Source organism: Antiquaquibacter soli (assembly GCF_030580675.1).
Taxonomy (GTDB): Bacteria; Actinomycetota; Actinomycetes; order Actinomycetales; family Microbacteriaceae; genus Rhodoglobus; species Rhodoglobus soli.
In genome coordinates, this window is record NZ_JAUQUB010000001.1 from 1167634 (window position 1) to 1181475 (window position 13842).

A 13842-nucleotide genomic window follows, 5' to 3' on the forward strand; every position below is an offset into this window, starting at 1 on the left:
CCGTGACCGCTTCACCTTCCGTCGTCATCCTCGACTACGGCTCGGGCAACATCCACTCGGCCGCGAAGGCGCTCGAGCTCGCGGGAGCCCGCGTCACCCTGAGCGCGGACCGATCGGTCGCGGAGGCGGCCGATGGCCTTCTCGTCCCCGGCGTCGGGGCGTTCTCGGCGGTCATGGCCGGCCTCACCGCCGTCCGCGGCGGCGCGATCGTCGAGAAGCGGCTCACCGGCGGCAGGCCGGTGCTCGGCATCTGCGTCGGCATGCAAGTGCTCTTCGAGCACGGCGTCGAGCGCGGCAACGACACACCCGGACTGGGGGAGTGGCCGGGGGTAGTGACGGAGCTGGATGCCCCGATCCTCCCGCACATGGGCTGGAACACCGTCGAGGCGCCCGAGGACTCCCGTCTCTTCGCGGGGATTCGCGACGAGCGCTTCTACTTTGTACACTCCTACGCGGCCCAGGTCTGGAGCCTCGAGGTGCATGACCCGTTCCCGCACCCGAGACTGACGTGGGCCGAGCACGGTTCGCGGTTCCTCGCAGCGGTGGAGAACGGCCCGCTTTCGGCGACGCAGTTCCACCCGGAGAAGTCGGGCGAGGCGGGCATCCGACTATTGAAGAATTGGCTGGAAACCTTGTGAGCGAGTTCAACACCACCCCGCGGCTCGAGCTGCTTCCCGCCGTCGACGTGGCGGGCGGCAAAGCCGTTCGTCTCACCCAGGGCGAGGCGGGCACGGAGACGAGCTACGGCGAACCCGTCGATGCGGCGCAGGAGTGGATCGAGCAGGGTGCCGAGTGGATCCATCTCGTGGACCTCGATGCGGCTTTCGGCCGTGGCAACAACCACGCGATCATCAAGAAGGTCATCAAGGCGACCCCGAAGCGCGTCAACATCGAGCTCTCCGGTGGCATTCGGGATGACGCGAGCCTCGAAGCAGCACTCGCGACGGGAGCCAAGCGCATCAACCTCGGCACGGCTGCCCTCGAGAACCCGGAGTGGGCGGCCCATGTCATCGCCGAGTACGGCGAGGCGATCGCGGTCGGGCTCGATGTGCGCGGCACAACGCTCGCGGCTCGAGGCTGGACGCAGGACGGCGGCGACCTGTGGGCCGTCATGGCCCGGCTCGAGGAGGCGGGCTGCGCTCGCTATGTCGTGACGGATGTCACGAAGGACGGCACCTTGAAGGGGCCCAACCTCGAGCTCCTGACCGCCGTCATGGAGCGCACTCACCGCCCGGTGATCGCCTCGGGCGGCGTGGCGACCCTCGACGACATCGCTGCTCTCCGCGAGCTGGTGCCGCTGGGTCTCGAGGGGGCGATCGTCGGCAAGGCCCTCTATGCGAAGGCGTTCACCCTCGCCGAGGCGCTCGACGTCGCCTCCGACTGACGTGGCCGGCACCGACAGCGCCGGGGTCCCCTGGGAGGGGCGGCACTTCGAGCCGAATCCGAGCGCCGACGACGACGGCTCCGCGCCACCCCGGCTCATCGAGGCGATCCGGCGCTTCCGGGCGCGGGAGGTCGGCGAGGCAGAGGTCGTCGAGGCGCTCCGAGAGTCTCGACTTCTCATCCCGCTCGTCGCCGAGCTCGGCGACTCCGGGGTCACCGAGCACGGGCACCTGGTCGACAAGTCGCAGGAGCTCTCGATCGTTCGCGTCTTGGGCCCGGACGGGCGCACGGTGCAGCCCGCGTTCACCTCCGTATCGGCGATGGGCGCGTGGAACGCGCTCGCCCGCCCGATTCCCGCCGCCGCGCCCCGAGTTGCTCTCGCGGCCGCGAGCGAGGGCACGGACGTCGTCGTCCTCGACCCGACGGGACCGACGGAGTTCGCAGTGCGCCGCCCCGCCCTGTGGGCCATCGCCCGGTCGGAGGCGTGGGTGCCGTGCTACCTCGACGAGCGAGTACTCGAGGAATTCCTCCGCGCCGCCGAGCCCGAGCTCGCGGTGCGTGCGGTGACGCTGGCTCCGGGTGATCCGGATGCCCGGCTCGCCGGTCCCGAGCTCGTCGTGCGCCTCGCGCTCGAGGAAGGACTCGACCGGTCATCCCTCGACTCGCTCCTGCTGCGCCTCCGGGAACGCTGGAGTTCGAGCGAGATCATCGCCGACCGCGTCGACACGATGAAGGTCCAGTTGGTCGGCGCGGCTTAGGCCGAGCGGCTAGACCACGGAGCCGGTGAACTTCTCGCCAGGACCGGCGCCCGGGGCATCCGGGATGCTCGACGTCTCGCGGAAGGCGAGCTGCAGGGATCGCAGCCCGTCGCGCAGCGGGCGCGCGTGGCTGTCGGAGATCTCCGGTGCGGCTGCGGTAACGAGCCCGGCCAGTGCGGTGATGAGCTTGCGAGCCTCGTCGAGATCGATCTCCGCCGCCGCGTCATCGGTGTCGCCGAGACCGAGCTTGACGGCGGCGGCGCTCATGAGGTGCACGGAGACCGTGTTGATGAGTTCGACTGCCGGCACCTCCGAGATGTCACGGATTTCGTCGGTGGCGTCGTTCATGGGGCATCCTTCTGCTATCCTTGTGCAGGCTCCGGGCACGTGCCCGGACAGCGAAAGTGGAGATTCTCCCACCTGCTAGCCGCCTCTCTAGGCTATCGGGTAGTTGCACCCCGTTCTCGAGCGCGAGCCCGAGGGCAGCATCAAGGGTGGGCGGCGCAGTACTGCGACCGTGTTATTTCCTCTTCCGTGCCTCGCGGCGACCGCCGCAACCACCACGTAGACAGAGGAGTTCCGCATCAGCGATCCCCGTACCAACGACCGAATCCGCGTACCGGAGGTCCGACTCGTCGGCCCCAACGGCGAGCAGGTCGGCGTCGTCCGCATCGAAGACGCCCTGCGTCTCGCTCAGGAGGCCGATCTGGATTTGGTCGAGGTTGCTCCCAATTCCAAGCCTCCCGTCGCCAAGATCATGGATTACGGCAAGTTCAAGTACGAAGAGGCTCAGAAGGCCAAGGAGGCCCGGCGCAACCAGGCGAACACGATCCTCAAGGAGGTCAGGTTCCGCCTCAAGATCGACAAGCACGACTACGAGACGAAGCGCAAGCGCGCGGAGGGCTTCCTCCTCGCCGGGGACAAGGTCAAGGCCATGATCCTGTTCCGCGGTCGCGAGCAGTCCCGCCCCGAGCAGGGCGTGCGGCTCCTGCAGCGCTTCGCCGAGGATGTCGCCGAGTTCGGCTCGGTCGAGTCGACCCCCACCATCGATGGTCGCAACATGGTGATGGTCATCGGCCCCCACAAGACGAAGGCAGCGGCGAAGGCCGAGGCCGAGGCCCGTAAGGCCGCCAACAAGGCGCCGCGCGAGGCAGCCCCCGATGTGGCAGCGGACGAGTCCGCTGCGGCAGACGCAAACACGAAGGAAGAGAAGGATGCCTAAGCAGAAGACGCACTCCGGTGCCAAGAAGCGCTTCAAGGTCACCGGCAGCGGCAAGGTCATGAAGCAGCAGGCGGGTATGCGCCACAACCTGGAGGTCAAGAGCGGCAAGCTCAAGCGCCGCCTCAACCAGGACGAGGTGCTCGCTCCGCAGGACGCCAAGGTCATCAAGAAGCTTCTCGGCAAGTAAGGGTCAGGACAGAAAATGGCAAGAGTCAAGAGGGCTGTCAACGCCCACAAGAAGCGTCGCGTCATCCTCGAGCGCGCGTCCGGCTACCGCGGGCAGCGTTCGCGCCTCTACCGCAAGGCGAAGGAGCAGGTCACCCACTCCCTCGTCTACGCGTACCGCGACCGTCGTGCGCGCAAGGGCGACTTCCGCCGCCTGTGGATTCAGCGCATCAACGCCGCCTCCCGCGCCAACGGCCTCACGTACAACCGCTTCATCCAGGGCCTCGGCCTCGCGGGTGTCGAGGTCGACCGCCGAATCCTCGCCGACCTCGCGGTCAGCGAGCCCGCCACGTTCGCCGCGCTCGTCGCGACGGCCAAGGCGGCGCTGCCGAGCGACGTGAACGCGCCCAAGGTCGCCTGAGTCGCCGTAACGCAGAGTTCAGCGAGCCGACAGGCCCTGCACACCACTGCGCAATAGGCTGTCGACATGATCGACAACCCGCGCTCACCTCGCGTGCGCGCTGTGGCAAAACTCGCAAAGAGAGAAGCCCGGTCCGAGACCGGGCTTTTTCTCTTGGAGGGGCCACAGGCCGTCTCGGAGGCACTACAGTTCCGGCCGGACCTTCTTGTCGACCTGTTCGCCACGCCCACGGCGTGGGAGAAGCACTCCGACCTCGCCGCCGCAGCCCAGACGGAGGGGGTCGAGGTCGAGTTCGTCACCGAGTCGGTGCTCGACGCGATGGCCGACACGGTGACGCCGCAAGGCGTCATCGCGGTCTGCCGGCAGTTTCTGCGGTCGGTGGACGACATCCTCGCTGAAGGGCCGCGCCTTCTGGCGCTGCTCGAGGAGGTCCGGGATCCGGGTAACGCCGGGACGATCATCCGCGCGGCCGATTCGGCGGGAGCAGACGCGGTCATCCTGACGGGCCGCAGTGTGGACGTCTACAACCCCAAGGTGGTGCGGTCGACGACCGGGTCGCTCTTCCACCTGCCGGTCGCTGCGGGGGCGGAGCTCGGCTCGGTCATCGATCGGGTGAAGGCGGCGGGCATCCAGGTCATCGCGGCCGATATCAAGGGCGGCGACCTGCTGGCTGCCCGAAACTCCGGTGCGCTCGCGGGGCCGACGGCGTGGCTGTTCGGCAACGAAGCCCGCGGCTTGACCGACGAGCACTACTCGCTCGCCGACTGGGTCATCTCCGTGCCGATCTACGGGCACGCGGAGTCGATGAACCTCGCCACTGCCGCGTCGGTCTGCCTCTACGAGAGCGCGTTCGCCCAGCGCAGTTGACGCGCAATCCCACCGTTTCCCCCGATCAGACGCGGCTTTCGCGAGTCCCGCGCACGATTCGTGCGTCGCGCGTTGCAGTCGTGTAAACATCGGTCACGACCGTGTACCCCGATAGCGGCGACGGCCCGCGAGTGTGTTAGGACTGATTCACTGCGACGCCCGGGGGACACGTCTCCTGTCGCGCCTTGCATCCCAACAGGACAAGCAATCAGGAAGAGGTAGACGGATATGGCATCCGCATCCACTCACCGCAAGCGAGCCGTCGGCACGCTGATCGGGGCCACCGCGTTCGCGCTCGTACTCGCGAGCTGCACCGCGGGCGGCGACTCGGGAACGGGCGACGGCTCGATCCTCGTGGGCACCACCGACAAGGTCGTCACCCTCGACCCGGCGGGCTCGTACGACAACGGCTCCTTCGCTGTTCAGAACCAGGTGTACGCGTTCCTTCTCAACTCGCCGCTCGGCAGCCCGGACCCCGAGCCCGACCTCGCCGAGTCCGCGGAGTTCACCTCGCCGACCGAGTACACGGTCACCCTCAAGCCCGGCCTCAAGTTCGCTAACGGTCATGACCTCACGGCTTCGGACGTCAAGTTCACCTTCGACCGTCAGCTGGCCATCGCGGCTCCCGACGGCCCGTCGAGCCTGCTCTACAACCTCGAGAGCACGGAGGCGGTGGATGACACGACCGTCGTCTTCACCCTCAAGGCAGCCAACGACCAGGTCTTCCCGCAGATCCTCACCACCTTCCCCGGCGCCATCGTCGACGAGGAGGTGTTCTCGCCTACCGAGCTCACGCCCGACGAGGAAATCGTGGCCGCGGAGGCCTTCAACGGCCAGTACACGATCGCGAGCTACGACTTCAACAAGACGATCGAGTTCGTCCCGAACGAGAACTACGCCGGCCTCCTCGGCCCGGCCGAGAACTCCTCGGTCATCCTGAGCTACTACGCGGACTCGTCGAACCTCAAGCTCGACGTGCAGGAGGGCAACATCGACGTCGCGTACCGGAGCCTCTCGGCGACGGACGTGGAGGACCTCCGCGGCGATGACCAGGTCGTCGTCCACGACGGCCCCGGCGGCGAGATCCGCTACATCGTGTTCAACTTCAACACGCAGCCGTACGGCGCGACCACACCGGAGGCCGATCCGGCCAAGGCGCTCGCGGTCCGTCAGGCGGTTGCATCCCTCGTCGACCGCGCAGAGATCGCCGACCAGGTCTACAAGGGCACCTACACCCCGCTGTACTCCTTCGTGCCCGAGGGGTTCACGGGAGCCACCGAGGTCCTCAAGGACCTCTACGGCGATGGTGAGGGTGGCCCTGACGCCGACAAGGCTGCCGAGATCCTCTCGGCGGCGGGCGTCCAGACGCCGGTGGCGTTGAGCCTGCAGTACAGCCCGGACCACTACGGCCCGTCGTCGGGCGATGAGTACGCGCTCGTGAAGAGCCAGCTGGAGGCGACCGGCCTGTTCACGGTCGACCTGCAGTCGACGGAGTGGGTGCAGTACTCGGAGGACCGCGTCTCGGACGTGTACCCGGCCTACCAGCTCGGCTGGTTCCCGGACTACTCGGACGCCGACAACTACCTCACCCCGTTCTTCCTCACGGAGAACTTCCTCGGCAACCACTACTCGAACCCCACGGTGGATGAGCTCATTCAGCAGCAGGGCGTGACCCAGGACCCCGCTGAGCGCACCGCGATCATCGAGGAGATCCAGGCGACCGTCGCGAACGACCTGTCGACCGTCCCGCTGCTGCAGGGCGCACAGGTCGCCGTGTCCGGCGCCGACATCGACGGCGTCACGCTCGACGCGTCGTTCAAGTTCCGGTTCGCCGGACTCGTCAAGGGCTAGTCGCTCCCGCGACTGGCGACCACTCTGAGGGGAGGGGCGGCCGACCCGGCCGTCCCTCCTCCCAGGACCCGCTGAAACACATGACCACAACCGAATCTCCCGCGGAGGCACCGGCGCCGACCGGTCGAGCGCGCTCGGGCGGAAACCGGCTGCTCCGGTTCATCCTCGTCCGCTTCCTCCTGATCTTCCCGACGATCCTCATCCTCGTGACGATGGTCTTCGTCCTCATGCGCTCGATCGGCGACCCGATCACCGCCGCGCTCGGCGGCCGACTCCCTGCGGATCAGCTCGCCCAGCGCATCGAGGAGGCCGGCTACAACCGCCCCATCTGGGTCCAGTACTTCGAGTACCTCGGCCAGATATTCACCGGCAACTTCGGCACCTCCATCACCGACCACCAGCCGGTGGTCGACCTCCTCGTGCGCTACGGGGGCGCGACCCTCGAGCTCGCGTTCTACGCCCTCATCGTCGCCTTCATCGTGGGCATCCCCCTCGGGATGCTGGCCGCCTACCTGCGCGACCGCTGGCCCGACGCGGTGCTGCGGGTCTTCGCGATCCTCTGCTACGCCACTCCGGTGTTCTTCGCTGGACTCCTCCTCAAGCTCGTCTTCGCCGTCGGCCTCGGCTGGCTCCCGGTCGCGGGACGAGCATCCGTCCGCGTCGAGCTCGCCCTGTCGCGAGTGCCGAACCCGACGGGCATCTATCTGATCGACGCCGCGCAGACGCCCAACCCCGGACCGGTGTACGCCGACCTGCTGGCCCACGCAGTGCTGCCCGGAATCGCGCTCGGACTGCTCACGGCGGGCGTGTTCCTGCGACTCGTGCGTACCAACGTCATCGGCACGCTCTCCATGGACTACGTGGATGCGGCGCGCTCGCGAGGTGTCCGCGAGTACCGGCTCGTGACCGCTCACGCCATCAAGCCGGCTCTCGTGCCGATCATCACGGTCATCGGACTGCAGATCGCCATGCTCCTCGGAGGTGCGGTGCTCACGGAGACGACGTTCGAGTGGCAGGGGCTCGGCTTCCAGCTCGCGCGCTACCTCACCGCTCGCGACTTCGTCGCGGTGCAGGGCATCGTCGCACTGCTCGCGGTGATCGTCGCGGTCACCAACTTCGTCGTCGATGTCATCGCGGCGCTCATCGACCCGAGGATCCGGTACTGACATGGCACAGCGCAGACTCCTCGACCGGCTGCCGGTCGTCCACCAGCTGCGGCAGAGCGTCGGCCTCCAGCGCGGGATGCTCGTCGCCGGCCTCATCATCACCGGGGTTTTCGTGCTCACGGCGATCCTGGCCCCAGTCCTCGCGCCCTACGGCTACTCGCAACTGCGCGACGAGGACGGCACGTTCGGCGCGCAGCAGCCCCCGGGGCCGCAGCACCTCCTGGGCACGACGGTCGGCGGCTACGACGTCCTCTCCCGGGTGATCTGGGGCACGCAGACGGCCGCCCTCGTGATCGTCGTCGCCGTCATCCTCTCGATCTTCATCGGCGTGCTGCTCGGTCTCGTCTCCGGGTACATCGGCGGATGGCTCGACCGGGTGCTCGTCGTCGTCGCGGACGCGGTGTACGCCTTCCCGTCGCTCCTTCTGGCGATCGTCGCGGCGATCGCGATCAGTGGAGGGCAGTCGAGCTTCTGGGGCGGCATCCTCGCGGCCGCGGTTTCGATCACAGTCGTCTTCATCCCGCAGTACTTCCGCGTCATCCGCGCGGAGACGGTGCGCATCAAGTCCGAGGCCTACGTCGAGTCGGCGAAGGTCATCGGCGCGAGCCCCACGCGCATCATGACGCGCCACGTGCTGCGCAATGCGACGAGGACGCTGCCGCTCATCTTCACGCTCAACAGCTCGGAGGCGATCCTCACGCTCGCCGGGCTCGGCTTCCTGGGCTTCGGAATCGAGCCGACGGCCGCCGCCGAGTGGGGGTACGACCTCAACAAGTCGCTCTCGGATGTCACGAGCGGGATCTGGTGGACCTCGGTGTTCCCCGGACTCGCGATCGTGCTCGTCGTGCTCGGCATCACCCTGGTCGGCGAGTCGCTCAACGACCTCGCCGACCCGCGGTTGCGCACGCGGCGCCGCGCCGACTCGGGCCCTCACCCGACCGCGGACGTCTCGGTCGTGCCCGGCGGCACGGTCGACGACCTCGCGGGCCTCGACACCGTGGAGCACAGGCCATGACCGACGTCGTCAGCATCAGCAATCTGGATGTCTCGTTCGCGACGGACGGGGGAGACGTCGTCGCCGTCGACGACGTGAGCTTCACCGTCGGTGCGGGGGAGATCGTCGCGATCGTGGGCGAAAGCGGATCGGGCAAGTCGGTCACGGCGAAGACCATCATCGGGCTCCTGCCCTCGACGGCGACCGCGACCGGCGCCGTGCTCCTCGGAGGGCGGAACGTCATCGGGTTGAGCGGTCAACGACTGCGCGAGGTGCGCGGGCAGGACGCGGCGATGGTGTTCCAGGAGCCGTCCACCTCGCTCAATCCGGTGTACACCGTGGGCTGGCAGCTCGCCGAGGGGCTCCGGGCCCACGGGAAGTACTCGCGCCGCCAGGCGCGCGCCACGGCGATCGAGTACCTCGCGAAGGTCGGCATCCCCGATCCTGACAAACGAGTCGACTTCTACCCGCACCAGTTCTCCGGCGGTCAGAAGCAGCGCATCGTCATCGCCATGGCTCTCGCGCTCGGCCCGGAACTCATCATCGCCGACGAGCCCACGACGGCTCTCGATGTGACGGTCCAGGCCGAGATCCTCGATCTGCTGCGCCGTGTTCGCGACGAGTTCGGTACGTCCATCGTCCTCATCACCCACAACATGGGAGTCGTCGCCGACCTGGCCGATCGCGTGGTCGTGATGTATCAGGGCGAAGTTGTCGAGCGGGCCACCGTGACCGACCTGTTCTCCTCGCCTCAGCACGAGTACACCCAGCGCCTCCTCGCCGCGGTTCCGAGGATCGACGTCGGAAGGGAGCGCACGCCCGTCGCCCCGGCCGAGCCCGTCGTCGTCGCCGACGCTCTCACCATCGAGTACGCGGGTCGGTTCGGCAGCGGGTCGTTCCGGGCGGTGGACTCCGTGAGCTTCGAGATCGCGCCCGGCGAGGTGCTCGGCCTCGTGGGGGAGTCGGGATCGGGCAAGACGACGATCGGCCGCGCGATCGGCGGGCTGACTCGGGTGACCGGCGGGTCGTTGCGCGTGCTCGGCCACGAGATGCGGGGGGTTCGCGAGCGCAACTTCTCGGCGGTGCGCCGCCGGATCGGCTTCGTCTTCCAGGATCCGGCGTCGAGCTTCAACCCGCTGCTCACGATCGCCCAGTGCGTCGCCGAGCCCCTCGAGGTGCACGGCGGAGGGCTGGATGCCGCGACCGTGCGCTCGCGCGTCGACGAGCTGCTCGAGGCCGTGCAGCTGCCCCGGGCGTTCGGCGACCGTTTCCCGCACGAGCTGAGCGGCGGGCAGCGGCAGCGCGTCAGCCTCGCCCGAGCCCTCGCACTGCGGCCGGAGCTGCTCATCGCCGACGAGCCGACGAGCGCTCTGGACGTCTCGGTGCAGGCCCGTGTTCTCGAGTTGTTCTCCGAGCTTCAGCAGGAGTTCGGCTTCGCCGCCCTCTTCATCAGTCATGACCTCGCGGTCGTCGACACGCTCGCCGACCGGATCGCGGTGCTCTATCGCGGGCAGCTCGTGGAGGAGGGGCCGTCGGCGCACGTGCTGGGGGAGCCGGAGCATCCGTACACCAGGCGGCTGCTGGCCTCCCTGCCCGTGCCGGACCCGATCGAGCAGCGTGAGCGGCGCCTCGAATTGCAGTCGCTGGATCACGAGGAGTAGCTCCGCGGTTATCCACAGGGAGTGGACCCACCGGTTGACCCCCATTTGGGGGTGTGATTGTGTGGGGGGATGGACCCCCTCGTCGTTCTCGACCGTGTGAACAAGCACTTCGGCGAGCAGCACGTCCTGAAAGACATCTCGCTGACCGTCAGCCGAGGCGAGGTCGTCGTCGTCATCGGGCCCAGCGGCTCGGGAAAGTCGACACTCTGCCGCACCATCAATCGGCTCGAGACGATCGATTCCGGCTCGATCACGATTGACGGCCGAGCTCTTCCCGCTGAGGGAGCGGCGCTCGCCCGACTGCGGGCCGATGTCGGGATGGTCTTCCAGTCGTTCAACCTTTTCGCGCACAAGACTGTGCTTCAGAACGTCACGCTCGGCCAGACCGTGGTGCGCCGTCGGTCCGCCGCAGACGCGACCCGACGGGCGATGGAACTCCTCGACCGGGTCGGCGTCGCGAACCAGGCCGGGAAGATGCCCGCCCAGCTCTCCGGCGGTCAGCAGCAGCGCGTCGCGATCGCTCGAGCGCTTGCGATGGATCCGCAAGTGATGCTCTTTGACGAGCCGACGTCTGCCCTCGACCCCGAGATGATCGCCGAAGTGCTCGACGTCATGGAGGGTCTCGCCGACGACGGCATGACGATGCTCGTCGTGACGCACGAAATGGGCTTCGCGCGCAAGGCCGCCGACCGGGTCGTCTTCATGGCCGATGGCGAGATCGTCGAGGAGGCCGCGCCCGACGCCTTCTTCGATCGCCCCACAAGCTCGAGAGCGAAGGAATTCCTCTCGAAGGTGCTCGCCCACTAACCGGTGGGTGGGAACACAGCGAACAGGAGGAACCATGCGGCTGCACAAGAGCCTGATGATCTCTGCACTAGCGACCGCCGGCGTGCTCGGCCTCGTCGGATGCACCGATTCGGGGGCGCCGACGGATGACTCGGCGGCTCCCACCCAGGAAGCGGTCGAGTTCGAGGCCGGCACCACGATGGCGCGGCTGAACGAGGCGGGCGCCGTCACGATCGGCACCAAGTTCGACCAACCGCTGTTCGGCCAGGTCGACGCGAACGGCGAGCCACAGGGCTTCGATGTGGAGATCGCGAAGATCATCGCGTCGGAGCTCGGCATCCCGGAGAGCGGGATCACCTGGACCGAGACCGTGTCGGCCAATCGCGAGCCCTTCATCCAGTCGGGGGAGGTGGACTTCGTCGTCGCGACCTACACGATCAACGACAAGCGCAAAGAGGTCATCTCCTTCGCCGGGCCGTACTACAACGCGGGCCAAGACATCCTCGTCCTCGCGGGCAACCCCGAAGGCATCGAGGGCCCGGAAGATCTCGCTGGCAAGCCGGTGTGCACTGTAGCCGGGTCGACCTCCGAGGCGAACATCGCCGAGTACACCGACCAGATCACGTCCCTCGCCGGTTACGCAGACTGCCTGCCGCTCGTCAGCTCGGGCCAGGTGGTGGCGCTGACGACGGACAACGTGATCCTCGCGGGGCTCGCGGATGGCTCGGGTGGTGAGTTCGAGGTCATCGGCAACCCGTTCACCGAGGAGCCGTACGGCATCGGCCTTGCGCTCGACGACACCGACTTCCGGATGTTCATCAACGACGTCCTCGAGGAGGCCTTCGAGGACGGCCGTTGGGAAGCGGCGTGGGAGAAGACGGCAGGCACCGTGCTTCCGCTCCCCGAGCCCCCGACCATCGACCGCTACTGACCGATACGGGTGGTCCGCTCGTCGCGGGCGGGCCACCCATCCTTCCGCCGAACGGAGGCGCGTGGACGCGATCATCGAGAACCTGCCGCGATTCGTCGACGGCTTCCTCATGACTGTGCGGCTCCTCGTGGTCTCCGGGACCGGCGCTCTCGCGATCGGCACTCTGGTGGCCGCCATGCGCATCTCGCCGATACCGGCGCTGCGGGGCTTCGCGACGGTGTACACGGAGGTGCTGCGCAATACCCCCCTGACTCTCGTCCTGTTCTTCTGCGCCTTCGTGCTGCCGTACCTGGGCATTCGCCTCGACTTCGTCGCCTTCGCCCTCATCGGGCTCACGCTCTACACGTCGCCCTTCGTCGCGGAGGCCATCCGCTCGGGCGTCAACGGCGTGGCGGTGGGGCAGGCCGAGGCGGCGCGAGCACTCGGTTTCGGTTTCGCTCAGACCGTCGGCATCGTCGTTCTGCCGCAGGCGATTCGGATGGTCATCCCCCCGCTCATCAACGTCCTCATCGCGCTCACGAAGAACACGTCCGTCGCTGCGGGCTTCTCTGTGCTCGAACTCGTCGCAGTGTCGCGGCAGGTCATCCAGCTCAACGGCAACGCGACCATCGCCATTCTGGTCGCCGTCGCCGTGTTCTACCTCGTCGTCACGGTGCCTCTGGGTCAGCTCGCGCTGCGCCTGGAGAAGAGGGTCGCGGTGCAGCGATGAGTGTCCTCTATGACGTCCCCGGTCCGCGCTCGCGGCGACTCTCGCTCGTCCTGTCGCTCGTCGCGGGAGCCCTCATCGTCGCCGGCCTCGTCGCGCTCGTCCTCTTCCTCGCCGCGCCCCGGGAGAACGCGGGGGGAGTGGAGCAGCCCGGGATGCTCGACCCGAGTCGATGGGTCATCCTCAACGACCGCGCCTTCTGGAGAGCAGTCGCGCGGGGTCTCACGGCGACGCTGCAGATGGCCGCAGCGGGCGCGGTGCTCGCCCTGGCATTCGGCGTCCTGCTCTCGCTCGCCCGCACGGCGAGATCGCCGTTCGTCCGGGTCCCGGCGATCGTCGTCGTCGAGTTCTTCCGCGGCATGCCCGTGCTCCTGCTCATGCTGTTCATCCTGCTGGTCTTCTCGAGCGGCGCCTACTGGGCCGGTGTCTGGGCGCTGGCTCTCTACAACGGAGCCGTGATCGGCGAGGCGCTGCGATCCGGTATCGCGTCGCTGCCGCGCGGGCAGCGGGAGTCCGGGCTCGCGATCGGACTCACGCCGCTCCAGGTGCGATTCGCCATCGAGTACCCGCAGGCGTTCCGGCAGATGCTGCCGATCATCCTCGCGCAGCTCGTCGTGCTGCTGAAGGACACCTCTCTCGCCTACATCATCGGCTACCCGGAGCTGCTCAACATCGTCTTGCGACAGGGTCCCACGACGTTCGGCAGCCAGTTCTTCTTCACCTTCTTCTTCGTGGTGTGGGCGGTCTACCTCGGCGTCAACCTGCTCCTGTCGTGGCTTGCGCGCTTCGTGGCCCGCCGCACTTCCGCGGCTCACGGTTCCGCGCGCCGGGCGCGTCGCACCGCGCGGGTGCTCGCACAGCTGGGGGGTGCAGGCGTCGAGGGCGCTCGCGGACCGGACGAGCGGGGGTCATCCGGCCACTAAACTCGACA

General features: G+C 67.9%; 16 protein-coding genes. 15 read left to right on the top strand and 1 reads right to left on the bottom strand.

Annotated features, from left to right (window positions below; genetic code table 11):
- Positions 1 to 2 precede the first annotated feature (2 nt).
- From hisH to Q5716_RS05750, 3 genes are read left to right on the top strand one after another with little or no spacing between them, the layout of a single operon-like run.
- Positions 3 to 638, top strand: coding sequence for an imidazole glycerol phosphate synthase subunit HisH (gene hisH, locus Q5716_RS05740; protein WP_305002132.1), 636 nt, complete (start codon positions 3 to 5; stop codon positions 636 to 638).
- Positions 635 to 1384, top strand: coding sequence for a bifunctional 1-(5-phosphoribosyl)-5-((5-phosphoribosylamino)methylideneamino)imidazole-4-carboxamide isomerase/phosphoribosylanthranilate isomerase PriA (gene priA, locus Q5716_RS05745; RefSeq protein ID WP_305002133.1), 750 nt, complete (start codon positions 635 to 637; stop codon positions 1382 to 1384). Before hisH ends, priA begins: the two co-directional genes overlap by 4 nt.
- A gap of 1 nt (position 1385) precedes the next feature.
- Complete coding sequence (locus Q5716_RS05750; RefSeq protein ID WP_305002134.1) at positions 1386 to 2141, top strand: SseB family protein; 756 nt, start codon at positions 1386 to 1388, stop codon at positions 2139 to 2141.
- Positions 2142 to 2150: 9 nt separating this feature from the next.
- Here Q5716_RS05750 and Q5716_RS05755 read toward each other — a convergent pair whose 3' ends face one another.
- Positions 2151 to 2489 carry a DUF1844 domain-containing protein gene (locus Q5716_RS05755; protein WP_305002135.1) on the bottom strand — a complete coding sequence of 113 codons (339 nt, stop codon included), beginning with the start codon at positions 2487 to 2489 and terminating at the stop codon, positions 2151 to 2153.
- A 235-nt stretch (positions 2490 to 2724) separates the two neighbouring features.
- On the opposite strand from Q5716_RS05755, the gene infC reads away from it, so the two are divergent.
- From infC to Q5716_RS05815, 12 genes are all read left to right on the top strand, one after another.
- The gene (gene infC, locus Q5716_RS05760; RefSeq protein WP_305002969.1) at positions 2725 to 3363 is read left to right on the top strand and encodes a translation initiation factor IF-3; all 639 of its coding nucleotides are present in this window, start codon (positions 2725 to 2727) and stop codon (positions 3361 to 3363) included.
- Positions 3356 to 3550, top strand: a complete 195-nt coding sequence (rpmI, locus tag Q5716_RS05765; RefSeq protein WP_305002136.1) for a 50S ribosomal protein L35 — start codon at positions 3356 to 3358, stop codon at positions 3548 to 3550. Before infC ends, rpmI begins: the two co-directional genes overlap by 8 nt.
- 15 nt (positions 3551 to 3565) lie before the next feature.
- Positions 3566 to 3949 carry a 50S ribosomal protein L20 gene (gene rplT, locus Q5716_RS05770; RefSeq protein WP_305002137.1) on the top strand — a complete coding sequence of 128 codons (384 nt, stop codon included), beginning with the start codon at positions 3566 to 3568 and terminating at the stop codon, positions 3947 to 3949.
- Between the two features lie 66 nt (positions 3950 to 4015).
- Positions 4016 to 4816 (top strand): TrmH family RNA methyltransferase, encoded by an 801-nt coding sequence (locus Q5716_RS05775; RefSeq protein ID WP_305002138.1) that lies wholly within the window; start codon positions 4016 to 4018, stop codon positions 4814 to 4816.
- 228 nt (positions 4817 to 5044) lie between these two features.
- A complete protein-coding gene (locus Q5716_RS05780; protein ID WP_305002139.1) occupies positions 5045 to 6667 on the top strand; it encodes an ABC transporter substrate-binding protein in 1623 nt (540 codons plus the stop codon).
- Between the two features lie 80 nt (positions 6668 to 6747).
- Entirely contained in the window at positions 6748 to 7833 is a 1086-nt protein-coding gene (locus Q5716_RS05785; RefSeq protein ID WP_305002140.1) for an ABC transporter permease, read from the top strand.
- Position 7834: 1 nt separating this feature from the next.
- Positions 7835 to 8848: an ABC transporter permease gene (locus tag Q5716_RS05790; protein WP_305002141.1), complete on the top strand. Its 1014-nt coding sequence runs from the start codon at positions 7835 to 7837 to the stop codon at positions 8846 to 8848.
- The gene (locus Q5716_RS05795) at positions 8845 to 10488 is read left to right on the top strand and encodes an ABC transporter ATP-binding protein (RefSeq protein ID WP_305002142.1); all 1644 of its coding nucleotides are present in this window, start codon (positions 8845 to 8847) and stop codon (positions 10486 to 10488) included. The genes Q5716_RS05790 and Q5716_RS05795 overlap by 4 nt, the downstream gene beginning before the upstream one ends.
- A 69-nt stretch (positions 10489 to 10557) precedes the next feature.
- Entirely contained in the window at positions 10558 to 11295 is a 738-nt protein-coding gene (locus Q5716_RS05800) for an amino acid ABC transporter ATP-binding protein (protein WP_305002143.1), read from the top strand.
- Positions 11296 to 11329: 34 nt separating this feature from the next.
- Complete coding sequence (locus tag Q5716_RS05805; RefSeq protein ID WP_305002144.1) at positions 11330 to 12205, top strand: glutamate ABC transporter substrate-binding protein; 876 nt, start codon at positions 11330 to 11332, stop codon at positions 12203 to 12205.
- Positions 12206 to 12266: 61 nt separating this feature from the next.
- The gene (locus tag Q5716_RS05810) at positions 12267 to 12914 is read left to right on the top strand and encodes an amino acid ABC transporter permease (protein WP_305002145.1); all 648 of its coding nucleotides are present in this window, start codon (positions 12267 to 12269) and stop codon (positions 12912 to 12914) included.
- Positions 12911 to 13834, top strand: a complete 924-nt coding sequence (locus Q5716_RS05815; protein WP_305002146.1) for an ABC transporter permease subunit — start codon at positions 12911 to 12913, stop codon at positions 13832 to 13834. Before Q5716_RS05810 ends, Q5716_RS05815 begins: the two co-directional genes overlap by 4 nt.
- Positions 13835 to 13842: the final 8 nt, after the last annotated feature.